Annotated in this window: 20 protein-coding genes; 5 read left to right on the top strand and 15 right to left on the bottom strand. The window is 39.5% G+C overall.

The window, feature by feature from the left end; all coding sequences use genetic code 11:
- The first annotated feature begins 139 nt into the window (after nt 1–139).
- Nucleotides 140–2,632, top strand: a complete 2,493-nt coding sequence (locus QCD85_RS18765) for an S-layer homology domain-containing protein (RefSeq protein WP_301263545.1) — start codon at nt 140–142, stop codon at nt 2,630–2,632.
- Nucleotides 2,633–2,751: 119 nt separating this feature from the next.
- Here QCD85_RS18765 and QCD85_RS18760 read toward each other — a convergent pair whose 3' ends face one another.
- Nucleotides 2,752–5,043 carry a helicase C-terminal domain-containing protein gene (locus QCD85_RS18760; RefSeq protein ID WP_301263544.1) on the bottom strand — a complete coding sequence of 764 codons (2,292 nt, stop codon included), beginning with the start codon at nt 5,041–5,043 and terminating at the stop codon, nt 2,752–2,754.
- A gap of 116 nt (nt 5,044–5,159) precedes the next feature.
- Complete coding sequence (locus tag QCD85_RS18755; RefSeq protein ID WP_301263543.1) at nt 5,160–5,990, bottom strand: MerR family transcriptional regulator; 831 nt, start codon at nt 5,988–5,990, stop codon at nt 5,160–5,162.
- Nucleotides 5,991–6,096: 106 nt separating this feature from the next.
- On the opposite strand from QCD85_RS18755, the gene QCD85_RS18750 reads away from it, so the two are divergent.
- The 4 genes from QCD85_RS18750 to kdgT all read left to right on the top strand — a co-directional run bounded on the left by QCD85_RS18750 (nt 6,097) and on the right by kdgT (nt 11,463).
- A complete protein-coding gene (locus tag QCD85_RS18750) occupies nt 6,097–6,552 on the top strand; it encodes a GNAT family N-acetyltransferase (protein ID WP_301263542.1) in 456 nt (151 codons plus the stop codon).
- 254 nt (nt 6,553–6,806) lie between these two features.
- Nucleotides 6,807–9,107 (top strand): AraC family transcriptional regulator, encoded by a 2,301-nt coding sequence (locus QCD85_RS18745; RefSeq protein WP_301263541.1) that lies wholly within the window; start codon nt 6,807–6,809, stop codon nt 9,105–9,107.
- 237 nt (nt 9,108–9,344) lie between these two features.
- Entirely contained in the window at nt 9,345–10,388 is a 1,044-nt protein-coding gene (locus tag QCD85_RS18740) for a tripartite tricarboxylate transporter substrate binding protein (protein ID WP_301263540.1), read from the top strand.
- Between the two features lie 46 nt (nt 10,389–10,434).
- Nucleotides 10,435–11,463 (top strand): 2-keto-3-deoxygluconate transporter, encoded by a 1,029-nt coding sequence (kdgT, locus tag QCD85_RS18735; protein WP_301263539.1) that lies wholly within the window; start codon nt 10,435–10,437, stop codon nt 11,461–11,463.
- A 164-nt stretch (nt 11,464–11,627) separates the two neighbouring features.
- On the opposite strand, the gene QCD85_RS18730 is transcribed toward kdgT, so the two are convergent.
- The 13 genes from QCD85_RS18730 to QCD85_RS18670 all read right to left on the bottom strand — a co-directional run bounded on the left by QCD85_RS18730 (nt 11,628) and on the right by QCD85_RS18670 (nt 24,857).
- The gene (locus QCD85_RS18730) at nt 11,628–11,852 is read right to left on the bottom strand and encodes a hypothetical protein (RefSeq protein WP_273613936.1); all 225 of its coding nucleotides are present in this window, start codon (nt 11,850–11,852) and stop codon (nt 11,628–11,630) included.
- Between the two features lie 402 nt (nt 11,853–12,254).
- Nucleotides 12,255–12,542, bottom strand: coding sequence for a hypothetical protein (locus QCD85_RS18725; protein WP_301263538.1), 288 nt, complete (start codon nt 12,540–12,542; stop codon nt 12,255–12,257).
- A 356-nt stretch (nt 12,543–12,898) separates the two neighbouring features.
- Nucleotides 12,899–13,696, bottom strand: a complete 798-nt coding sequence (locus QCD85_RS18720) for a hypothetical protein (RefSeq protein ID WP_301263537.1) — start codon at nt 13,694–13,696, stop codon at nt 12,899–12,901.
- Between the two features lie 54 nt (nt 13,697–13,750).
- Nucleotides 13,751–14,125, bottom strand: coding sequence for a contact-dependent growth inhibition system immunity protein (locus QCD85_RS18715; RefSeq protein WP_301263594.1), 375 nt, complete (start codon nt 14,123–14,125; stop codon nt 13,751–13,753).
- A 98-nt stretch (nt 14,126–14,223) separates the two neighbouring features.
- Entirely contained in the window at nt 14,224–14,601 is a 378-nt protein-coding gene (locus QCD85_RS18710; protein ID WP_301263536.1) for a hypothetical protein, read from the bottom strand.
- Nucleotides 14,602–15,842: 1,241 nt separating this feature from the next.
- The gene (locus tag QCD85_RS18705; RefSeq protein WP_301263535.1) at nt 15,843–17,075 is read right to left on the bottom strand and encodes an ATP-grasp domain-containing protein; all 1,233 of its coding nucleotides are present in this window, start codon (nt 17,073–17,075) and stop codon (nt 15,843–15,845) included.
- Nucleotides 17,057–18,292 carry an MFS transporter gene (locus QCD85_RS18700; protein ID WP_301263534.1) on the bottom strand — a complete coding sequence of 412 codons (1,236 nt, stop codon included), beginning with the start codon at nt 18,290–18,292 and terminating at the stop codon, nt 17,057–17,059. The genes QCD85_RS18705 and QCD85_RS18700 overlap by 19 nt, the downstream gene beginning before the upstream one ends.
- Nucleotides 18,274–19,212, bottom strand: coding sequence for a transketolase family protein (locus tag QCD85_RS18695; RefSeq protein WP_301263533.1), 939 nt, complete (start codon nt 19,210–19,212; stop codon nt 18,274–18,276). Before QCD85_RS18695 ends, QCD85_RS18700 begins: the two co-directional genes overlap by 19 nt.
- On the bottom strand, nt 19,209–19,988 hold the full coding sequence (locus QCD85_RS18690) for a 1-deoxy-D-xylulose-5-phosphate synthase N-terminal domain-containing protein (RefSeq protein WP_274171619.1): 780 nt from the start codon (nt 19,986–19,988) through the stop codon (nt 19,209–19,211). The genes QCD85_RS18695 and QCD85_RS18690 overlap by 4 nt, the downstream gene beginning before the upstream one ends.
- Nucleotides 19,960–21,855 (bottom strand): M20/M25/M40 family metallo-hydrolase, encoded by a 1,896-nt coding sequence (locus tag QCD85_RS18685; RefSeq protein ID WP_301263532.1) that lies wholly within the window; start codon nt 21,853–21,855, stop codon nt 19,960–19,962. The genes QCD85_RS18690 and QCD85_RS18685 overlap by 29 nt, the downstream gene beginning before the upstream one ends.
- A complete protein-coding gene (gene argC / locus QCD85_RS18680) occupies nt 21,846–22,883 on the bottom strand; it encodes an N-acetyl-gamma-glutamyl-phosphate reductase (RefSeq protein WP_301263531.1) in 1,038 nt (345 codons plus the stop codon). The genes QCD85_RS18685 and argC overlap by 10 nt, the downstream gene beginning before the upstream one ends.
- Nucleotides 22,880–24,199, bottom strand: coding sequence for a DegT/DnrJ/EryC1/StrS aminotransferase family protein (locus tag QCD85_RS18675; protein WP_301263530.1), 1,320 nt, complete (start codon nt 24,197–24,199; stop codon nt 22,880–22,882). The genes argC and QCD85_RS18675 overlap by 4 nt, the downstream gene beginning before the upstream one ends.
- On the bottom strand, nt 24,189–24,857 hold the full coding sequence (locus QCD85_RS18670) for a degT/DnrJ/EryC1/StrS aminotransferase (RefSeq protein ID WP_301263529.1): 669 nt from the start codon (nt 24,855–24,857) through the stop codon (nt 24,189–24,191). The genes QCD85_RS18675 and QCD85_RS18670 overlap by 11 nt, the downstream gene beginning before the upstream one ends.
- Between the last annotated feature and the right edge of the window lie 53 nt (nt 24,858–24,910).

Here is a 24,910-nt window from a genome sequence, read left to right as displayed (position 1 = left end):
CCTATCACTCCTTATTCTTAACAATTTTTTAATCTTTTTTGCATAAAAATGTAAAGTTAAATCATTTGATTACGATAAACAGTAGTATAGGTTTGCAAATACTTGCGAACTATTCATATATAAAGGAGGACTCTAACTGATGAGCAGTAATCCGTTTGACCAACGCCGTCTGCTACAAACTGGGATCTGTAGTTTGATGGCTGTCTTGTTACTACTACCACCGCTTCCTACACACGCATCTGAATTAGCAAGACATGCGCAGAACGGTCAGGATACATTTCTAGGTGGAACATATATCGAACTAGGCGTTTCAAGTAGCGGTACACTTGGCACAGCTAGCGATAGCCCATCTGGTTTTCATCCCGGGACAATAAGACGTAATATCGGTATGAATGTAGACAAAGACGGTTATGATTTTGGCAAAGATATGACCAGTGGTGATTATGTCTTGCCTGGAAGCCCTTCAGAAGGTTTTGTAGTAGGTTACAAACCATCTGTAACTTCCAAATCTCCGTTGACGTTTGTGAATGAAGAACAAAGTGGAAGTATTGATATTCCAAGTACCACTCAAGATTTATCTACAGATGAACAATTAATCGCTCAAACATCTGGTAACACATCTGATCAAGCTATCGCCGTACAACAAAACATTTCTTTTAAACCAGGAGATGCTTTCTTCAAAACAACGATCACACTCAAAAATAACAGCGTTACAGATTCCGTATACGATGTTCATTATATGCGCTTTCTTGATCCCGATATTGATGCTGATCTTCATGAAGACAACAGCACGATTAACTGGGTGCCTTCTAACCCACCTCAAGATGCCGAGGCGATCGCTGCGGCAATTGGTAATGCTAGCGATAATATATTCATGTATGTGGCACAAGATCCACGTGCTCAAGCTTCTGTTGGATTCAGCCGTAATCCCTATATCGAACCTGCATTTCAAACAGATGGTGGGAAGCATATTGCAGCCAATCTAACCGATGATTGGTTAACGCTGACATTCAATGCAGGCGATCTAGAGCCCGGTGGTACTACCGAGTTAGTATTTTATAGTAGTCTGGATTCTGATATGAATGGTGCACTAGCACAGATCAGAGAAGATTATGCAGCCGATACACTGGCTGTGCCTTCTGAAATTACTTTGACAGGCGATACGATTGCATGGAATGTCGCTGAAGGTACTACAGCAGGTGTATTAACCACTTCTACTCAAAATCCAAAAGTACAAGATACGTTTACGTACAGTCTGGTTAGTGGCGAGGGAAGTAGTACTAATGATTATTTTACAATTCAAGATAATCAGGTCAAAACAACTAAAGCACTTACACGTGGAGTGACCAGTTATCCGATTCGTGTACTAGCAACAGGAAGTAATGGAAGCACGTTAGAGCAAGCATTTGTAATCCAAGCTACTGCACCTGATATGGGCACAGATCTTGCTTCATTATCTATTGAAAATGGAGCCTTAACACCTTCATTCTCACCTGAAAATACAGCTTATGCTGTAACGTTGCCTGATGGAACCACGCAGACTACAGTCAAAGCAAGTGTGTATGATCCAGATGCGTCACTTATCATTAATGGCGTAACCGTCACAGACAGTGTATATGCAGAAGAACCGGTGACACTTGATCCAGGTCTGACTACTATTACACTTGAAGTGCATGGCAAAAATGGAATTTCCAAATTTTATAAGGTTCAGGTATCTTCTAATTCGACACTTCCACCTGTAGTACCTGTTGACTCTACTCAACCTGTTCAACCTGTACCACAAGTGCCAACACCATCTCCAACAACAGATACGTATGAAGGGTTACCTGTATCTCCACCACTGGTGATTACAGCACCATTTGTACCTGTGGCTCCGACAGAACCGTTACCGGATCCGAATATGGTGACTGGTGGAGGCGGTGGCGGTGGAGCAAGTGGCGCATCGGCTTTGGATGATAATCCGATCTACGATGAATTAGCTAATGCAGCTACCGGCACAGCAACGAATAAAAATACAGATTCAGCTACCAAAACGCCGACCAAGTCGACAACTAATGTCAAAGCAAGTAGTTATATTCAAGGTTATCCTGATGGCACATTCCGTCCCGATCAGAAAGTCACTCGTGCGGAATTATCTGTTATGCTAGAACGTGCACTTGCGATCCAAAATGCAACCACGCCAACAGCAACAAGCAGTACAGACTTTAAAGATGTACCAGCTTCATACTGGGCAGCTTCCAGTATCCAAAGTATTGAAGGAAGCGGTTGGTTACAAGGGTATCCAGGTGGCAATTTCAAACCTGCTCAACCGATGACACGTGCAGAGCTAGCAACTTTAATTGCTCGCTGGCAAGGACTGAATACAACGTCTACAGCATCTTTACCAGCAGATGTACAAGGACATTGGGCAGCAAATACGATCAGCGAAGTGATTCAATCGGGATGGATGAAAGGTTATCCTGACGGTCAATTTTACCCGAATCAAGCAGTGAGTCGGGCTGAGATCGTAACTGTATTGAATCGTGTACTTGGTGAAAATACGTCTTCTACAGATTCCATCGCAAGTAGCTGGAAAGATGTAACCCCTGGACACTGGGCGTATAGTGAAATTACCAAAGCTTCACAGAAATAAAAAGATAAGGCTATGATATAAAGTTGTACGCTAATACCCCTGCACAGTTGCGAAATCCACTGTACAGGGGTATTTTTTTGAACTCTTTTCTCTTTGATTATGTTATTGGTGATATATGCTTACAGAGAATCATTACGCCATTCTGTCGGTAGCAATTGATAATAAGGGCGTTGCAAAAAGCGATCATCCACTAGCATCAACAATCCTCGATCTTCTTCTGTCCGAATCAGCCGTCCACCCGCTTGGAGTACTTTGTTCATTCCCGGATAGACATACGCATAATCGAATCCATTGAATCCTGCCTGACTGAAATGCTCACGAATCAATTCTCGCTCCGGCCCAATCTGCGGTAACCCGACACCGACAATAATAACGCCTGTCAGTCGATCCCCTGCTAGATCGATCCCTTCACTAAATATTCCACCCATTACAGCAAACCCTGTTAATGTACGTGGATTATCACTTTGAAAAGCTTGAAGAAAACGATCCCGTTCGTCTTCTGCCATACCGGACTGCTGAATCAACACATCTGTATCTACATGTAAAGTCTCAAAAATATCAATCACATCTTGCATATACTGATACGAAGGGAAAAAAGCTAAATAATTACCCGGGCGATCATTAATCAATTGAGCAAGGACATTCGCCAGTTCAGTTCGGGTACGCTCCCGATCCCGATAACGTGTCGATAACGGCACAATCTGTACTTCCAATTGTTCGCGTGAAAAAGGAGAAGCAATCGAAATATTATAATCTTCTTCCTCTGCTCCTAACATATCGCGATAATACCGAATCGGAGATAAGGTCGCAGAAAAGTGAATCACCGAGCGATATCCTTTGGCTGTCTGACGAAGTTGTAATGAAGGATCAATACAGAACATCCGTAAATACACATCACTACCCTGTACTTCTGCATAGGTCATATGACTTTCCATATCATACAATCGTCCAATCCGTAGAAAAGCTTGTACCGCAAAATACGTTTCAAGCAACAATTGGATATCTCCCTGATCGCCTTGCTCTAACAATGTCACTTCTGCTCGAATCACAAACTCTTCTAATAGAGGGAAAATTTCTTCCGGTGCTTGTTGTCGCTGGATCAACTTGCCATCTTCACCTTGTTTGCGTAAGCGAATAAAATACGCATTGATCGCACTGGCAATTTTGGCTAACGATTCCGCCGAGTCTTTATAATCTCTTTTCAAATCCAGAAAAGCTGATTTATTTAATGCCGCTGAAAACATATTTCGTCCACGATCAACCAGATTATGGGCTTCATCGACTAATAAAATCGTTTTTTTGCGCATGTCATCAGAGAGACGCTTGAATGATACTTTCGGATCAAATACATAGTTATAATCGCAAATAACAGCATCTGACGCATACGAAGCATCGATCGATAATTCAAACGGACATAGATGATGCTTTTGTGCATATTGTTCAATCACAGAGCGAGTCATCAATGTCTCATTGCTCATCATATCGAGAATCGCACCATTGATCCGGTCATAATACCCTTCGGTATATTCGCAGTTATCCCGTCCACCTGTGCTATTTGCAGAGCAGAAACACACTTTGTCTTTGGCGGTAATCGTCACGCCATGTAGATTCAAGCCACTGTTTTCCATCCGTTGCAATGCTTCTTCGGCATTGGCTCTGGTGACTGTTTTGGCGGTCACATACATAAGTCGTTCTGCTTGCTCGGTACCGATCGATTTAATCGCTGGAAATAAAGTCGAAATCGTTTTCCCAGTTCCTGTCGGCGCTTCCGCAAATAAATTCAGCTTTTCACCGATCGTTTTGTAGACAGCTCCTGCAAATTTACGCTGACCGGATCGATACCCGGCAAAAGGAAACGCTAACTGCTCAATACTATCGTTACGCTTCTGACGATGCTTGGCGATCATTTCTGCATAAGGTGCATATTCAGCTACCGTATATTGTGCAAACTGTTGTAGTTGTTCGCGGGTCTGGATGCGTTCTAGCTTGGTCTCTTTCCCACTGCTTTTGTGTACATATGTTAATTGAACCCTCACCTGATCTAAATGCCGATCTTCTGCAAGAATATATCCATACATCTGCGCTTGCGCCCAGTGGACTTCCCGCCCGTCTCCAATATCTTCTGCTGAGATCGAAGTCGACTTGATCTCATCGACAGTAAGCAGTCCTTGTTCATCGACCCATAATCCATCACAACGTCCTTCGATTCGAAATAGCAGATCATGATAAGGAATTTCTGTTTTGAGATGAACTTCTTTTTCCCCGTGTTCACCATATCCTTCTTGAATCTGCTTATGGATACGTGTCCCTTCTTGCATCGACTGGGCTACGCGGAAGCCTGATTCAATACTGCCTGTCCGATACACATATTCCACCAAAGTCCGTACTGAAATATCGATAACGGTCGTCATCTTCCGCACCTTCTCTCTCTATTTGTTGTTTCTTTGATTGTTGGGTAAGCATCATTTCTATTGTACTGTAAACTTATTTATCAAACCAAAACATTACAAAATAAAAAGTATGCCTTCTATTTATCTGCTACCTCAATTGTGATTTGTGTAACATATTGTTCTGGACTCTGTACTGATACTTCATCAATTAAATATTCTTCATATGCAAATATACCCGGCGTTTGTTGTTGTTCTTCAATAAAGTGTAATATTCGTTTATAACTTTTATCTATTTCTTCATGTCTTCCATGATGAAATCCAATAGCATACTTTCCTTTACGCTTAGCAAAAGTTGAAAGACTGGTATCTATACTATTAGCTTTGACAAAAAAATAAGTCTCTTTTTTACTTTTTTGGGATAACAAATGTTCTATAGTTGTCATTGTGCCTACAAAAGAGGTCGCAATAGATTGCGTAAGATGCTCGAATTGTCGAAAAGCTTCTATCCATTCTAAATAACCACTTCTTGGATCTTCTTCTGTAATAGCATTGCTTCGGATCAGCCATTCTTGTTCTTGATGTTCAAAGTGTATGTGTTGAGGTTCAGCACTTAGTCCTTTTTCAGTCATAATCAGCGTATCTTCTAGCATACGCTTAATTTGATGAAGCGTATCTATTTGCTGATCAATATGTAAAATTTCTCTTTTGGATAAATCAATCATCTGTTGTGCTGTTCTATTTTCCAAATAACTAGCAATTTCTTTTAATGGAATATTCAGTTCTTTCAAAATGCGAATAATTAAAAACATATCTAATTGATGATACGAATAATAGCGATAGCCTCTTTCATCTATACGTATAGGTCTTAATAAGCCAATCTCATCATAGTGAAAAAGAGTACGTTTGTTCACTTTACATAGCCGCGCGAACTCTCCTGTAGTCAGATAAACTTTTGTCTGTTGGTTCATAAATCCTCCTTGACTATCTGGTTACGGTATACCTTACCATAGAATAAATACTATTCAAAACAAGCGGAATAATAACGATTGTATTCCTCAGAAAACAGGTGAAAACATGAAAGTTGAAATTAAAAACATAACTCCCGAAAATCTAGAGAGCATTTTACATTTACATGTTGCTACTGAACAGGCTTCTTATGTCGAAACGCCCGCACAATGTTTAGCAGATGCTTCAGAATGTGATTCTTACGTACCTGTAGGTTTATATGCAGATAATATATTGGTGGGATTTGCTATGTATGGATTATTTCTTAATGAATGTGAAGGTAGCAAAGTATGGCTAGATCGTTTTTTGATTGATGAACATTTTCAAGGAAAAGGGTTAGGACAAATCATGTTACGCGCATTGATTGATCATCTACGTCATATTTACCATTCTCAAACGATTTATCTGAGCCTTTTTGAAAATAATCAAGGTGCTTTGTATCTTTATCAAAAATTCGGCTTTGAATTTAATGGTGAACTAGATATAAATGGTGAAAAAGTTATGATACTTCAAGAAAAAAAATGAATAAGAGCACTAAAAGCAGTGACTTTACTCAATAAAACGATCTATTTCCTATTTAATTTTGTAGGCAAAATGATCGTTTTGTTTTTTTATGTACTAAAACTTATTCGATCTACATGCTGTTCTTATATAATAGTAAAATAGGAATAAATTGGTATGTGTTCATGTGGATTATCATACTGCATTCTAGCTAAGAGCTCTTTACAATAAATACGATAGACCACCTAGCAACAATAAGGAAGGATGAATGACTGTTTATGCTTCGACTCAAATTAAAATTCCTGCTCCAAAATAAACAAACCCGGCTGATGTTGCTGTTAACGATAGTATTGTCTGTCTTGATTACTACGATTGCTTTATTTTCCTATTCCCGTTATCGGCAAGAATTAGATACCGAATTGAATACACCGAATATTGAATTATTGCAAATTAATCTAGATGTGACCAACAGAGCTTTTCGCGAATCCGATAACAAAGCTGTCGATGCTTCATTTCATCCAGATATTCTGAATTACATACAGGCTAATCCGGCAGGAACGAAATATAGTGCACAGGTGAATCAAGCACAACGTTATTTGAGAACGCTCGCATCTGATCAAGATATCTATTCGATTGATATTATCACATTGGATCAGCAACATATTTTATCCAGTCAGTACGGTTATCGTGCAGATTGGCAACAATCCCCGGATAACACATGGACAAGTTGGATTCAACAGATCAAGCAAAAGCCTTTACTGATTCAGCGACGGTGGTATGGAAAAAGTGCTACAGATGGTCAGATCGAACTGCTTTCTCTAGCCAGACCGATTGTGATCCACGAGAAAGTGATCGGTGCTGTTATGATTAATCTGGATTATGATCGCTTTTTCTCAAAATTTTATGTGCATTTATCGAATGAACAGATTGTGTACGATCTGGATGGTCATCTTATTTATCCTAAGCTTAGTGCTTCTGTGCCTATCAACGAAATGGATCAAGTGATCACTGAATTAGGTGTACAGCCTTTCGCTTATGTAGATATCCATGGACAAGATTATATGGCAAATCAGACTTTCTCGGATGTAACCGGCTGGCGACTCGTTTCGCTAGTTCCGATGGAGCAATTACTCAAGCATGTCAAATTAGCCCGTAATATGATGCTCCTTCTTTCCCTGATTTCGATAGCGATCGGATGTGCAGCAGTCTATTCCTACAGCTATGCGGCTTTTCGTCCACTTAAACGAATTAACAAACTGCTTCATCCCACAGATCAACAACAGCCGCCTCATAATCTATACGATCTAGAACCTGCGATTAGCAAATTAATCGGTGATCTGCATAGTACTTCTTTTCTTGCGGAACGCAGTCTACCTGAATTGCGCTCCAAGTATATTCAGGATGTGCTTCATCAACATATTGGATTGCAAGAATTGGATACGAAATGGAATTATTATTTTCAAGATTGGGAATCAGATCTGCTTGTCGTGACTGTCATTTCGATTGATCGGTACCGAGCATGGACAACTTCATACAGTAGTGAAGATCAGATGCTACTAAAATACGCATTACATAATATCATGCTCGAAACTCTAGACTCTCATTGGCGTGTCGTCAGCATTAATGCGGATAAAGACTATTTTACCTTTCTATTGCAACCCAAAAGTGCCTATACGATAACATGGACAGATCAGTGGGCTATCGATATGGAGCGTTGTATTCAAATTGTAAAAGAACATCTGAATGTATCTATTTCTGTCGGTGGTGGAAATTCTGTAGATACGATTGCTCAGACTCCATCTTCTTATACAGAAGCTATTACAGCGCTATCTTATCGGTTGTACAATGGCTACGGACGTATACAACATATGCCGCAAGACTATCCTTCTACTACAACCTTTCCTTTAGAACAGCAACTATGGATTCAAGAAATGGTAGATCGCTGTGAACAAGCAGATCAGCAAACAGCTTTATTATGGATGGACAAAGGATTAAACGATATTCAAGAACATTCCATCACTCCTACTGAAGCTTATAAAATGTTAGATCAAGGTGTGCACTCATTATTACAATGGGCACAATCACATGAACATACCCTTCCTGTAGAACTGGCTAATTACTACAGCGGACAATTGAACACGTTAACATTAGAAGAAATTAAGACATTGTTACGGACTCTGATTACTGAATTAGTAGATGAGCATATGATCTATCGTGTGTCACGTGAACATCTTTTGGTACAAAATATGCAATCGTATCTGAGCGAACATTTACATGAAAATATCGGGTTACCGGATGTAGCCCATCATGTACAGATGAGTGTCTCGTCTGTCAGTGCGATTTTCAAAGAGGAAACAGGAAGTACATTATACGATTATCTGACTCACTTGCGGATGTCTAGAGCCTGTCAATTGCTATTAGATACCGAGCTGAAAGTCAGTGAAATTGCAGGGCAAGTAGGCTATCAGAATGAGAATAGCTTTATCCGCACATTCCGTAAACACAAAGCTACAACACCGGGCAAATTTAGAGAAATCCACAAATCAACCAATAGACATGCAGATCCGCCAAACCGTTGATATTTCAGCTTTTTGGCATATATATTGTGCAATTATCCGATAGAATCGCCACCTCTGCTGGGCTACACTCAAATTGTTAAAAGCAAATTATGCGTTGAGTGAATATGCGCTATCTGTGGAGGTGAGCTTGACGATATGATTCCTACGTTATTCTGTTTCTTAATTATTGAAGACTCTGCTTCTTCATTGGTAAAGAATAATGTAAGCGAAATCATATGGTGAGAAGAGGGATAGGAGATGAAAGATTGGCTTCTTGTGCAACTATTCAAAACATCCAAATGGAAAACAGCAGTTAGCCTACTGGCAACTGTCATTGTTGTATTGGGATTGATCAGCTTTTTCACTGGAAAGTGGAGCGGTATTTCTTTGTACTATAATACTCCTTCTTCTTTTCCCACCAAGCCGATTACACTGGTTGTTCCTTATGCTGTTGGTGGAGGCACAGATATTACAGCCCGCGCACTGGTACAATCCACTCAAAAGTATATCAATCAACCGATCACTGTCGTCAATCGTACAGGTGGAGGCGGTTCGATCGGACTGATGGAAGGCGCCAATGCCAAGCCAGATGGCTATACTATCACCTATCTCGTTGCTGAGTTAACGACATTGCCCCATATGGGACTATTACCGATTACGTATGAGAAATATAAACCTATTATCCAGACCAATAACGATCCGTCTGCGATTACTGTACGAGCCGATGCACCCTGGAAAACAGCACAACAATTTCTCGATTATGCTCGTACTCATCCCGGTCAGATCAAAATGGGCAATGCCGGCACAGGAAGTATCTGGCATCTAGCCGCGGCAATGTTAGAGCAAGCCACTCATGTGACGTTTACCCATATTCCTTACGAAGGTGCAGGACCTGCCGTCTCTGCCCTAATGAGTGGATTTGTCGATGCTGTACCGGTTAGTCCTGCTGAGGTCAAAGAAGAAGTCGATCAAGGCAAGTTACGGATACTGATGATCAATGGCAGCGCACGTTCCGAAGCATTTCCAGATGTGCCTACTTTGCAAGAAGCGACAGGATATACAGTGAATTTTAGTGGAACATGGCGCGGTCTAGCCGTTCCTCAAGATACACCGGATGAAATTGTACACTTATTAGCCGAAGCGTTCACCAAAGGAACGAAGGAACAGGAATTTCGAGAAGATATGTCTGCACATGGACTGGGATTACTCGTCAAAGATAAAGACGGATTCCGGCAACAGATGCAACAAAGTCATGATCTGTATGCACGCTTAATTCCTGAACTTGGTTTGAGTCGAAAATGAAACCGCTTTAGTGGAACTTCGGTACTCACGAAAGGGTTGTGTCTGTATGCAAATCAAAAAAACAATCGATAAAATTCCCGGCGGGATGATGTTAATCCCTTTGTTATTAGGTGCTGTTGTTCATACATTCTGGGCAGGATCAGGTGAATATTTTGGATCATTTACCAAAGGATTGATGACAGGAACGATCCCTATTCTGGCTGTATGGTTTTTCTGTATGGGAGCTTCGATCGATGTCCGAGCGACAGGAACGGTGCTACGTAAATCAGGTACGCTGGTATTAACAAAGATTGCGGTCGCATGGGTGGTAGCGATGATCGCGATGCAATTCCTGCCTATTGGTGGCGTACAAAGTGGCTTTTTTGCAGGATTATCTGTACTGGCTCTGATTGCGGCGATGGATATGACCAATGGGGGTCTGTATGCGTCGGTGATGCAACAGTATGGAACCAAAGAAGAAGCCGGAGCTTTTGTGCTGATGTCGCTCGAATCCGGCCCTCTGGTGACGATGCTAATTCTAGGTAGTACCGGGCTTGCTGTGTTTGAACCCCATACATTTGTGGGAGCAGTGTTACCTTTTCTAGTCGGGTTCTTATTAGGTAATCTCGATCACGATTTACGTAGTTATTTTGGCAAAGCGACGCAGACGTTGATTCCTTTTTTCGGATTTGCTTTAGGAAGTTCGATTAATCTAGGTGTTATTATTCAGACAGGCATGCTTGGCATCTTACTGGGTGTGATCGTTATTATTATCACCGGTATCCCTCTCATGCTAGCCGACCGCTGGATCGGTGGCGGAAACGGAACCGCAGGTCTTGCCGCTTCCAGTGCAGCAGGCGCAGCGGTAGCCAACCCGATGATCGTAGCGACGATGAAGCCTGAATTTATGCCTGCCGCACAGTCTGCTACCGCTTTAGTTGCCGCGGCAGTGATTGTGACAGCGATTCTAGTGCCGATTTTGACGGCGTATTGGTCGAATTATATGAAGTCGAAAGGTAAAGTGGTGGAGCAGGTGCAGAGTGATGAGGATGTGCAAGGGTCTGAGATGAAGTTGAAGCATGTGAAAGGGCATTAAGATAAAAAACAAAAAGGAAGATTCAAAGTAAAGTTTTGCTTTGAATCTTCCTTTTCAATTTTATATATTTAAGTCTTTAAAATAGTATTATCACTAAAATTAGTTCGATATATATTTTATTTTTATACCATTACTGTATATACTAGCGATTTTTATATTAATGTTTATAAAATATCAATCACATTCCATACTTCTTTAAAACTTTTACCCTCTATTTCACCTAAGTCAAATAACTCTTTTGAAGTGTGAAATGATTGACTAAAACTATCTTTCTCTCTAGTTAAATAGTAACCATCATTATTACTACTTATCCAATATCTATTATCTTGATAATAAAATGAAAACTCTTCTCCCCATCCTACTCTTTTTATTAAATCTTCATAAATCATTTTTGACCTCCTTATCTACTTTTAACGCTACCATCAGAATTGTATTTCCATCAGCTCCAAATCATCTTCTTATTTTAATTTCTCCAGCTTTAGGATCTGAAATATCAATACTTGAATTAAGCATTGCTTATAAAATGAGGATTTTCAATAACAGATTCATTTTCAGATTAAAGTGTTGAGAATGTACAAGGGGAAGAGATAAAATTGAAGTATGTGAAAGGGCATTAAAATGTAGTATATAAAAATTAAAACCTTGAATAAGTATCTAAGTATATGCCTAATTACCGAGGTACTATTTAAGGATTTACTAAGATATAAATCATAAAATCGAGCAATTATGTACTTTAAACTTTTAGTTTGTACATGAACTCTTGTATTGGAAGAATTTCTCCAAGATCATTATCAATATAGATATTTTGCATTTTCTAAAAAGAAGTCTCTCATTATTTGGTTAGATGTATACAACATCGCTATAAAACGAGGCGATTGGAAAGGTAAATGTAGTAATTCATCTTTTTCATAATCTAGTATACCTTCTGGCAAGTAGTCATAATAGATTCGATCATTTACATATTCTAAAACGTACCTTAAATCATTCGGCTCATATGAACGTGTATCTACTGATTTAGGAAGGTTTTTAATAAAATCAAGATTGAATGGCTCATCTCCAATCAAAATAATAGATTGCACAGTCATCACCTCTTTATTTTGATTTAATAAATTTTAAAATATCGGTAACATTTTTAAAAACTTTAAACCCAGCTTCATTAGAACTTTTCATTACAGAAGGTTTAATTTTAGGAACATATCCTACTACTACTTTACTAGTTGAATCTACGATATTTTTCAACTACCTTGTTAAACCGCTCCTGCTAATTGATTTGGCCTAAATTACCATCTAATGAAATGATTTAAATTCTATTTCTTCTAACTCCCGTGGTGGTTTGTCAAAGTCATAGCAAACAGCAAATATACTTTTGTTACCAAAAGCTCGCGTCGTTCATCTCAATACGTTTTTTCTATATTTATTTCTTTTGAATAGTTTCTTATTCTAGCAAAGAAAGTCCTGTGTATTGTTGGATCTTCTCCATAGCTAATCCATCCTGAATCATTGCTTCAGCTACAAATATCTTAGTATATTTTTCACCAAGAGCTATACCTATACTTCCTCCATCATCTCTAGCCTTGTACACTTCTGGAGTGATTATCGTTTCTATACATGTGTTTAAATCAAGATAGAATCGATACCATTCTGGTAAATTAGATTGAGATTCTATAGTTCCTTCCCATTCTTGTTCATCTTGATATCCAATAATTCGATCACCACTAGTCATACCAAAATATTGAATCTTATTTAATGAAATCATAGGTTTATCCATTCCTAGATAATTTAAATTTGTATCTATTGATATTTTTAATATGTCTTTTCGAGCTTCTTGAATATAAGGTCGATATTTGTTTTTTAATGCTTCCATAGCAAAATTTAAATATTGTTGAATAGTATATGGATTCATATTGTTATCAGTCATAGCTTGTAGTAGTTCTCTTTTACTAAAGCTGTACCCGACCGGCAATCCTGAATCCAATCCCTCTTTTCTACCTAGATTTATATCAGGCGCAATGTGTCGTTGTACACTTTTATTTAAATCAATATAGTACCTGAATTCCATAGCCCAATCAGGTTGATACTCTACCATTCCTTCCCATTCCCGATCATCTTGATAAGCAATCACCCGACCACCCACTGAAATATTAAAATATTCAATCAATGCTGAATCAATGGTTACTTTATATGGTTCTAAGTAAAAAATACTCGTATCTATTAGTAATTTATATGTATTCACTTTTTTCCCTCTTTTACTTTAGCTATTTTCTAATATTAAAAATAAAAAATGATCCTAATTGCTTTGTAGAATCTGTTCTTTTATAATCAACAAATTTTGAAAGTATTCTTCACGATCTTCATGTGAAAAGCGATCTTCATCTTCTGGAAATGTTAATTGATTGGCACAAAACAACGCTATACACTCTTCTAAGAATACAAGAACAGTATGCTTGACTTCAGAAGCCTCTTTCCATGTATCACTTTTTACACTCACTAGTGATTCTAATAATTCTCCATCCCCTAAATACCCTGCGATAGGATTTACTTTTAGCCTTTTCAATGCCTCTGGAGTAACTGATTTTATGTATATTTGTTGCCTGATCATTTTAGCTAAATCTCCGTTACTCAAATCCTTTAACTTGGTAGCTAGAACAGTCTCAAACCAAATAGAAAGAGGGATTTATAGAACCTCATGAGGTTCTATAAATCCCTCTAAAGTACCTATCTCTTCAATAGTCAGTTCGCTTACGTTAGATATCATATGTCCTACTTAGTTGTTAACAATCGATACGAAATCTGTTTTGCTACAATCAAAAGTTCTATCTCTTCAGAATATTCTTCAGCTACAAACTTAAAAATGAAATGCGAACGTTCTACTTTTAATTTCAAATTCATTTGTGTTGCTTCTTCTCCATCAAGTACATATAGAGATCCATTTCTTGTATCTGTATTCCAATCCATTAATAAAGACGTAAAGAAAATATCCTTGAATCTAATCTCAATTTCTGGATAAGTGAGACTAAGTCCACCTTGAATAATAATTTCATTTTTTATTAAGCTTATGACTGTAAAATCAAACCACAACTCTTTCTCAATATATTTATTAATTTCTTTAACGATTTGTTCAACTTCATGCTTTTCCATAGTTAAAGTTCCTTTAGTATTTATTTTTGGATAATATTATATCTATTTTCAAATGTATAAATTTACATATATCATTTCTCTTTATCTTAGACGGTGATGTTTTAACTTTGTACTCTATAATTTTAAAAAAATATTATAGTTTTTTATTATTTATTCATATCAATATTTCAATTTTATTTAAGATGTTTATATGAATATTTTTGAGGAGATTTAGTATAGTCATTTAAGCTGATACAATCTTCTATATCAAAATTCATAATGACTTTCCCTGTAGCGTATAATTGTAATTCGTACCATCCATTTGGCCAATCTAATTCGCCACCAAAATAATATAAACGCCTTTTCCTTCACCTCTATCATAGTAGCTCATAACCCAATATTTTCAATTGATCTAAAGGGGCATTATACAACTCTTTGAAATAAGGGTTTGATTTTGATCGAAGCATTCCATTCTTTCAAATCTACATCTACAGGTGGTGCAACTGGAGTGCTAGAAGAGGGAGTTTCAACATTTGCATAAGAAGGAGAATATATAACATTTAAAATAATGCTGTTGTAATCACCTTTGGTTACCTGTTTACTGAGTAGATTTCCGTTACCATCATAGCTAAAGACTTTTTTCTCTGTAGTAGTTGTTGTAGAAATGAGTCTTCCATTACTATCATATTCATATAGTTTGTTAGCATCGGCTAATGCTATAGATGTAGCACTAACAAATAAAACAGTTTCTATATATGAAAAAGTTAATAAGTTAGCTATTTTCGAACTAAAAATTTTCTTATTTTTTTCTCATATAAGCTTTTATTTTCTCTTCTATGCTTAATTACAAGTTAATTTACACAAAATTTATCCATTCACTCTTGATATATGTATCTACCTCCAATATCCTCCATATTAATTTCTGATACCTTAATATTAATATATAAATTTTAGAAATCTATATTACAATTTTGATATATATTTTCAATCATTTTGATATTTACTTTTTTACATATATGTGGATAATTATTAGCGCAAATTTGCACAATTAAATTCTTATAACATCTAATTAATAACATTCAATTTTTTATCTAATATTTATAAAAATTATATTAAAAATCTATATATGGATTTATTTATTTCAATAATATAAGAGTATCCTAATTTAAAATAGATAAGATCATCTAGTTCATATATCACTAGTTAGAGAATAAATTCAAACAAAAAAGGATACACCCTGATACAGGTATATCCTTTCATATTTATTCAGCATAGCTAATCTGAATCTGACCGAGCAGTTCTTCTACTTTGTGCTTGGCGGCTATGGGGGTAGCGGCTTCGACGATAATGTAGCCGAGACGGTCGTCTGAACTGCGGGCGATATCGACATCGCTTCCTGCTTGCACATCAATCTGATAACGCTTGACGTCTTCGTGATGTAGATGCTCTAGTCCAGTGATGGTACGCACCGTTCCTTTGCGATCTGCGACGAGGTAACCTATAGCGGAGGCTTGATACTTTTTCTTATCAATATCTAATGGCTGGGCGAGATATTTCAAAATCGTTTCTTTAAATATATTGATCCCATACGCATTAACGATCAGATCAGACGTGATATTGTCTCCACCGGGTCTACCGTTCACTTCAATAATCTTAGGGCCATCCTGAGTGTATTTGAGTTCGACATGAGTAGGGCCGTTTTGGATACCGATCGACAATACCGCTTGCTTCGCTACATCAATAATCTGGTCACGTTGTTCTTGATAAATCGATGACGGGAATACATGCAACGTCTCCACAAAATAAGGCAAATCCGATGTATGCTTTTCTGTGATTTCCGCAAAAGCAATTTCACCCTGACTGAGAAAGATTTCTACGCTAAATTCAGGGCCGGTCAGATACTCTTCGATCAGGTACTCTTCTCTGACTTTGAAGTCCATATACGTTGTTTTGAAATCGATAATCTCACGGAAAGCATCGCGTAAGACGCTCTCATTTTCAACAAAATATACACTCTGACTGCTTGCCGCATTGGTCGGCTTGAGCACCACCGGATAACCGATCCGTGCTGCGGCGATAACCGCTTCTTCACTATCTCGCACGACAGCGAACTTAGCACTAGGTACGTTATCTCTGAGAAAAGCTTGTCTGGCTAGATCTTTATTCCGTGCATTCGATGCGGCTACAAAAGATGTTCCGTGTATGCCCAGACGCTCCCCTGCTTCAGCCGTCACCGCAGACGCATAATCTGTAGCTGGAATCAGGGCATCGAATTGACCGTGATATGGACTATTGACGATCGCTTGATAAATCGATTCTGCATCTCGAATATCTGCCATAAGCAGATCGTCGTATAGTCCTTCATAGCCGTATAATTGTGGATTATCTGCGGATGAAGCGATCACGACCACTTCACATCCTAATGCTTTGGCTTCTTTTACAAAACTGACTCCGTAGAAGCTAGGTTCTACAAATATTATTCGTTGGTTTGCCATGATGGATTCTCCTCATTTGCTAACATATGAACTTGCGTGGAAATAAATATAAACCCGATCAGCCCTGCAACCATTAGCATACTCATACATAAGAATCCGTATCCTGCTCCAAAACGGTCGATCACAAATCCCATACCAGATGAACCGCCTGCTTGAATCAATAGTGATATCCCTGTCCAGACTGCCATCGCCCGTCCCATAAAGGCTTTTTGTACATTTTCCATTAAGATGGTATTCATCACAATTCGAAGCGAAGAATTACATAATCCTAAGAAAAGGCTTCCTAAATACAGTAAAACAATCGTCGTATTCAGATATAACGAAAATAAGTCGATCGTAGCGATGAAGAAGAACAACAATACCATCTGTTTATTCGATATTTTGGGAATCATCAGCGATACAAGAAATCCAGATACCAGTCCGCCGATTCCATAAAACATATCTGATAATCCAAAAGTAATACTGTCACTTTGTAGCGTTACATTCACGTAAGCAGGCAATACCACGTTATACAGCATCGTTACTGCTAACGGCACAATCGAGATAATACCTAGAAAAAAGATCGTTTTGCGCTGACGCAAAAAGCCAAGCCCTGCGCGAAAACTTTTGAGAAAGCCTTCTTTGTGTGAAGGATTCACAATAGATGTATATTTAATACCGGATAACACTATACTGCTAATCAGGAATACCACAATATTGATAAACAAAATCACTTCAAATCCATAATATTTGTAAATGATCCCTGATACCGCTCCTGCGGAAAACATCCCGACCTGTAAGCTAATCTCGATAAAAGAGTTCCCATTAATCAGTACATCTTCCGGCAAAATCTCTTGAATCAAGCTACGAGAAGCCGCCATATAGATCGTCCATCCAACACCATTGATCACTGCAAATAAATACATTAATGGCATACTAAATCCTTGTACAAAAAATAAAACAGCTAACAAAATCAATAAAAAAGCACGCAATAGATACGTCCACAAAATCACTTTTTTACGATCAAAACGGTCGGTAATAATTCCAGCCAGTGGTGACACCAGAAATCCGGCAAGCACATTAAAAGTAAGCAAAAAGCCGACATATTGATTCGAGCCTGTCTGTGCTAATACATACCAGTTGGCTCCAATTGTAGCCATCCCAACGCCAAAACCCGAAATCACATCTGAGATTAGAAATTTACGAAATTGTGCATTTTTTAATATGGATAAGAACATAGTGGGCTGCCTTCCTTGACCTCATAGATAAATTGCGTAAGCTTTTCCTTCGTAAATCCCAGATATTCCAGCACATCTTCATGACTGCCCCCATACTTCGGCCACTGCTCATTCGGGGTAAACGAATACACCTGCTTATGGGGTAACAACAGACTAAGATAAGAACCGACACTGCCTGACTGACGATGTTCTTCAATAACAATAATTTGTGCTGCGCTATTTTCTATTTTTTTCAAATTTGAGATCAATGACTGTTTATCTACATAACACAGATGTAGATGGTTGAGATGGGGTTGCTCTTTTTTCAATTGGATCGCCATTTCAGTCGCTTGTTCACCGATAGAAATGAGGGCAATAGGTGCATCTTCGATCCATGCACCGTCTACAGTATATTGATCTCCTTGCGCAATCGAAGGTAGACTGTCAAATGACTCGTTACGAGAAAGCCGAATATAATACGGTTGCTCTGATATTGCCGCTTCCCGAATCACACGTCTTGTTTCTTCTTCTCCATGCGGACAAGCGATTTTAATATTTTGAAAAGTCTGAATCACAGCAATATCTTCTAATGAATGATGGGTTGTACCAAACCAGCCGCCTGATACACCGCCATAACAGCTCACAATATTGATATTTTTGTGCATATAACCCATTGCTAGCTTGATATTTTCGGCACAGCGCAAAGCAACAAACGGAGCAAACGTTGAAAAGAATGGCTTAAATCCACCTTCTGCCAGACCCGCACAGAGATCGACCGATGTCATTTCAGCAATCCCTAGATTGAAAAAGCGGTCAGGAAACTGCTGTGCAAATTGATGCTTTTTGCCGCCTAGATCGGCTTCAATAGCGACAATGGTCTGATCCTGTTCGGCAAGCAATGTCAGTTCATCTTTGTACGCATCTCTTCCTGAAAGACTCATCTTAACGCCTCCTTCCATTTGTAAGCTTGTGCTTTACTAATTTTGGCATAATGTGCGCTTGGATTGCCTTCCATCGCTTGGATTCCTTTACCTTTAATCGTATTCGCCAGAATAACAAGCGGTTGATCTCCTTTGGATTCCAAAGCTTGTGTAATCTGTTCGATATCATGACCATCAATCTCCTGTACATCAAATCCAAAAGCACGGAAGCGATCTTCCAGATGAATTAATGGGGAAATATCTTGCACCAGACCATCATTTTGTCCACCATTTACATCGATAATATAGATAAAGTTAGTAATCTGTTTGGAAGCAATCACTTGCATCGCTTCCCAGCAACTCCCTTCTTGAAGTTCACCATCCCCACTAATTACAATACTGAGTCCCGATTCTTGCTTGAGCTGTTGGGATAGCGCCCATCCTGCTCCATACGCTGGCCCATGTCCCAGACTCCCTGTCGCAAAAGAGATATGGGGAAGCAGATAATTAGGATGCCCTGTAAATAGCGAATCTTTGGCTCCATAGCTATCCGCAGGATTATCTTCGATCAGATCTAACACATATAACGTGCTATACAGCGCTGCCGCCGCATGCCCTTTACTCAAAATAATCTGGTTACGGTCATCTTTTCCATATAAAAAATAGCTAGTTAACAAAAGATCGATCACAGACAGACTGCCTCCGATATGACATCCTACTTCGGTTGCCGCAATATCTATAATCAGCTTGCGGGCTTGAATCGTATGTTCATGTAACTTGCTCTGTGTTAAGGGCATATACATTCTCCTTACTTTTCGAAGAGATCAAAGAAAACCATGTCTCAATGCTCTGACGTAATACTTTGCGACTTAACCGTACTTCTTCGATATCCAGAAATTCTTGATCGGTATGATCCAGGCTGGCATCTCCCGGCCCAAAAGCAACCATCGGAATATCTGTCCATGTAGTTGCCAGTGTATTCATATCACTGGTTCCTTTTTTCATCAAAAAGGTAAGTTTCTCAGCCAGTACTGTACTTGATCCACGTACAAAAGATTTGACCAATAGATCTTTGCGCGAATTCTGATACCCCGGTGTATTCCGCAAGATCTCTACAGTGCTATCCGCCCATTCTAATGAATGAATGTCCTCTATATATCCGGCACGAGCTTGAGGCGATATTCTAAAATTCAACGTCGCTGAAGCACTGTAATGACCTCCACTATTCTCTGCTTCAATATCTACGATGGCTGATAAATGATCATGATCATATTGAGCAATAATTTCTCGTAAATGAGTCGCCAATTGATACACTTTGTCGATCGAACTGACACTGTCTTTGCCTGCGGAATGCTGTTGCTTTTGCACAACATGTAATTGTAATTTGAGCAGGCCATAATAGCCGAGGGTTAGATTATGTGTTCCGCTGGGTTCACCGATAATTACCGCATCAGCCTGTACATGATCTCGCACATAAAATGCACCTGCGGAAGAAGAAACTTCTTCTTCCACTGCTCCGATCACGACTAAACGGGCATGATCGGGAACATCTATCGTGCGCAATACCTCTACAAAGTTGATCAGGCTTCCTTTGGCATCTACACTTCCCCGTCCAGAGACACGTTGCTCATGAACAGCGCTTTGCCAGACATAAGGAACCGTATCGATATGACCGAGTAGCAGTAACGTATGTTCACCACTACCTTTGGTCAACACAATATTGCCTGCTGGATCAATCTCTGCATCAATCTCAGCCGAACTGACTCTTTCTTGCAAAAATTGAGCAAGTACTGCTTCGTCTTTGGACACCGAAGGGATACTGATGGCTTGATGAAGCAGTTCAATATCTGGAGGAATATGTTGTCCCCTCCAGAACCATGTTTTTCCTGCTCCATACAGTGTATGAGGACCTGTGATTGCAATATCAGCGATCCCTTGATCGAGAGCAAGTTCTGCGGCTCTTAATTTCTGCTTCATTCTGCCTGTGACTACAATCTGTTCGGCTTGCGGATAAATATCACGGATCGTTGAAGACGGATTGGCAATATCGCTTAATATGCCTGCGGTGCTGGTTACAAAGCGCAAATGACTTGCTTCTAGCGCAATCGCTAAATGTGCCGCCAACATATCTGCATCAATATTGATATACTGCCCGATCTCTGGATCATAAATAGGAGGAGACAAGCAGACCACATCATACGTATGTAGCAGTTGAGTCAAAAGCTGTTGATTGGCTGATCCATAACTTCCATATAAGGAATCCCGTACAATCACTTTTTTGTCACCTTTACGTACTTTCAAAGGTTTACCTTGCTTGCCTTGTACCCATCCATGATCACCTGCACATTGAGTCAGCACCGATAATCCATAAGCTTGTAGCTGTTGTTGGACAGGTTCAAAAATATACTCTGCATACGCTTGTCTAATCGTATTCATCGCTTCTGGTGGACAATAGCGGACTTGATCACCATTATCTAGCGTCAGAAATTGGACTTCTTTTTGCAGATCAGCAAATTTGCGTTCGATGGCATCAGCTCCACCGCTAATGAGTAGGATTTTGGCTCCTTGTTTAGAAAGAGCCGCAATTTCTGCAAAAATCGTTTCACTTTTACCAATAGTGCTACTGCCTAACTTGATCACATGCAGATTGTTAATCACGGCCATAACCCCTCACTTTCGGTCGTCAAACCCGTTGACTCTGGAATTCCGTAGTAGATATTGGCTGCTTGAATCGCTTGTCCGGCAGCCCCTTTGATTAAGTTATCGATAGACACAAGACTCAGACATTTGCCATCTCGTACAACAAAGCCTGTTTCTGCATAGTTGGTTCCATGCACCGTTTTGATCATTGGTCCGGGTGAAGCTTGACCGGAGTAACGGATAAACGGCTTAGATTTATACGCTTGAAAAAAAGCTTTTTTTACATCGGATTCATCGACAGACGGTTTGAGTACTGAATAAGCGCTGACAAATATGCCACGTGCCACATCCAGACTGAACGCAGCAAATGAAATATCGACAGGATGTTCGCTGTATGTTTTGGCAATATGATCAATCTCAGGAAGATGACGATGCTCGAATCCTTTGTGCAATCTAAAATTATTAACGCGATCAGCATGCGTTTCTTTACTGCTTTTACCTGCTCCACTAGAGCCTGTTTTGGCATCAATAAAGACATGCCCTTCGATTAACGAATGAAGCACCAACGGATAGATCGCATAGATCGAAGCAACCGCCATACATCCAGGCAGATTGATGACTTTAGCATCGGGATCAACTGTCGATATTTCGGGAATATAATAATGACTTTCCGCTTGTACAGATGTTGCCAAAGACGCAGGATAGTAACGTTCCAACACGTTGTTATCCGTAAAACGATAATCACCACTAATATTAAAAATCTGCTTCGTATGATCCAGTACATCGGATAGGTGACGGGGCAAGATACCTGTTGGCAACGCCGAGAAAATAAAATCGCATTCGTCGGTGAGATCAGCCATTTTTTGATAGGTTAATTTCGGGTTCACTTTGCGATACAGAAAAGCTTTATGTGTTTTTTCGACCGGTATGCCTGCTTTGGATTCGGAAGAAATAAAAACCACTTCAAAATACGGATGAGCGCTCAATAAGCGGTATAATTCTCCACCGACAAATCCATTTCCACCCAGTATGCCTACTTTATACGTCTTCATCCTAAGCGGGCATCTCTTTCATAAGGTGGCTGAACATTCAGAGTACGCGCAAACGTAGCGATTTTTTCGATATTTTGATCCAACTTTTTGAATGCCAGCTCATAGGATAACAACTTTTCGTATTCGACAGGAGAGCGCAATTCCCGGCAAATCGCAAGTGTAGTATTCAGCATTTCCAGTGTATTGGGAAAGTGTTCTAATCCATAAGGTAATTCATCTTCTTGATATAGACTAAACGGATATTGATTACCGAATCCTTTTTGATTGATAAAAGGAAGATGACGAGGGATCGGCACATTTTGCCATTCTCTTGCAAACACGCCTTCTTCCATCAAAATCGTCTGAATCGCTTCTTTCACCTGATAAGGAGGAATTCCGGCAAAAGCAGGCAGATTCACATCGATCTGAAGACGGAACATATTGAAGCTGTGCTTATACCCTTCTGGAATATAAGGACCTTGAAATAAAGTGGTCTGATTCAATGTACGGATCAAATGTTGAGCATTGCGCTGACGAATCGCATCGTAATAAGGAAGTCGCTCCAATTGACTGATCCCGAACGCCGCTGCGATCCATGAGATATCATAATCGATCCCTGAATCTTGCAGAAAATTCAAAGCACGCTGATAATCTTCTTCTTTTTTGAAAAAGGCGATCCCGCCTTCGCCACCTACAGGGAAGTTTTTGTCTGCCATCAGACTTTGCCCTGCGGTATCGCCCAAAGAACCGCATAACTGACCATTGATCGAAGCGGAATGAGCATGAGAGGCATCTTCCACCAGCTTCAACTGATACTGATTGCAGATCTGCTGGATCGCTTCAATATTGGCAGGCAGACCGTGAACATGCACAGGCATAATCACTTTGGTACGTGGTGTAATCAATTTCTCAATCTGGGTCACATCCAGGCAATACGTCTGTGGATCAACATCAGCGAAGATAGGAATACCTTTGGCGGCAACGACAGCTTGAGCAGTTGCGATAAACGTAAAAGCAGGTAGAATCACTTCATCTCCTGGCTCTATCCCTGCGCCGATCAGTGCCAAATGTAGACTGGATGTGCCGCTCGCTGTCGAGATCGCATAATTAGCGCCTACATACTGACGGTATTGATCGGTAAATTCTTGAATCACTTCTTCCGGTTGCTTTTGAATCGAGATTAACATTTGTAGCACATCTTCTTTGGTAATATTCGGAAAAGTTGTTTTGCGACCTTCACGTGGCAACACCGCTCGACCGCCATCAATCGCTAATTCTTCATAAGCCCATGTTTCTTCAGGAATATCCAGTAAATAATGATTAAAATCAGTCTTCATCTTGTTTATCCCTCCGTAACAGTGACAGTTTCACACAAGCGCCTACCAGCGGACTGAGGCGATAATTAAATTGCACCCCAGGCTGAATTTCAAATTCTTGCTCGGTCTGTGTCCACATTGTTCTCAAGTCAAAGGCTCCAAATATTTTTAATCGTTCTGACTTTTTATACAGCGGTTCTTCATTGGTGAGTAGAGTAGCCACAGGGCCAAACGATAGTCCTGTAAAATTCACTACGATCGCTTTGTCCTGACTATGCTGCTTCAGCAATGTATCGATATCTTTTAGATTTTGCCAATCAATATCAATAACGGTGTACGCCTGATCTAATCCCTCAATCAATTCAATCCCTAACCATTGCGCAAATTTTCTTTCCTGCGAAGCCGCTGAATGAGCAAGTGTAGCCTGGCTACCATGCACAATATCCTGTCCCCAGAGCGCCCCATGAATAGCGGCTGTGAAGCTGTTGTATAATGTGACATACTTTTTACCAGACAGCTTGGATAATGTACTTTCTAAGCCTTTCAGTTCTTTTTCATTTTTTTCGATACTCATAATAATTCCGGTGTTAAGTACACGAGCTAATACAAACGAGATTGAAAAATAATCTTTTTGAGACACTTTTTGCGGTGCTTGTTCAGATATTTTGGCTAAAGACATTAATCATTCTCCTTTTACACAGCATCGATCACGATTATCAATAGATATAGATA

It is taken from the genome of Paenibacillus sp. PsM32 (assembly GCF_030433815.1).
Taxonomy (GTDB): Bacteria; Bacillota; Bacilli; order Paenibacillales; family Paenibacillaceae; genus Saccharibacillus; species Saccharibacillus kyungheensis.
Note: the sequence above shows the minus strand (reverse complement) of the source record. Positions and strands in the feature narration are given on the sequence as shown.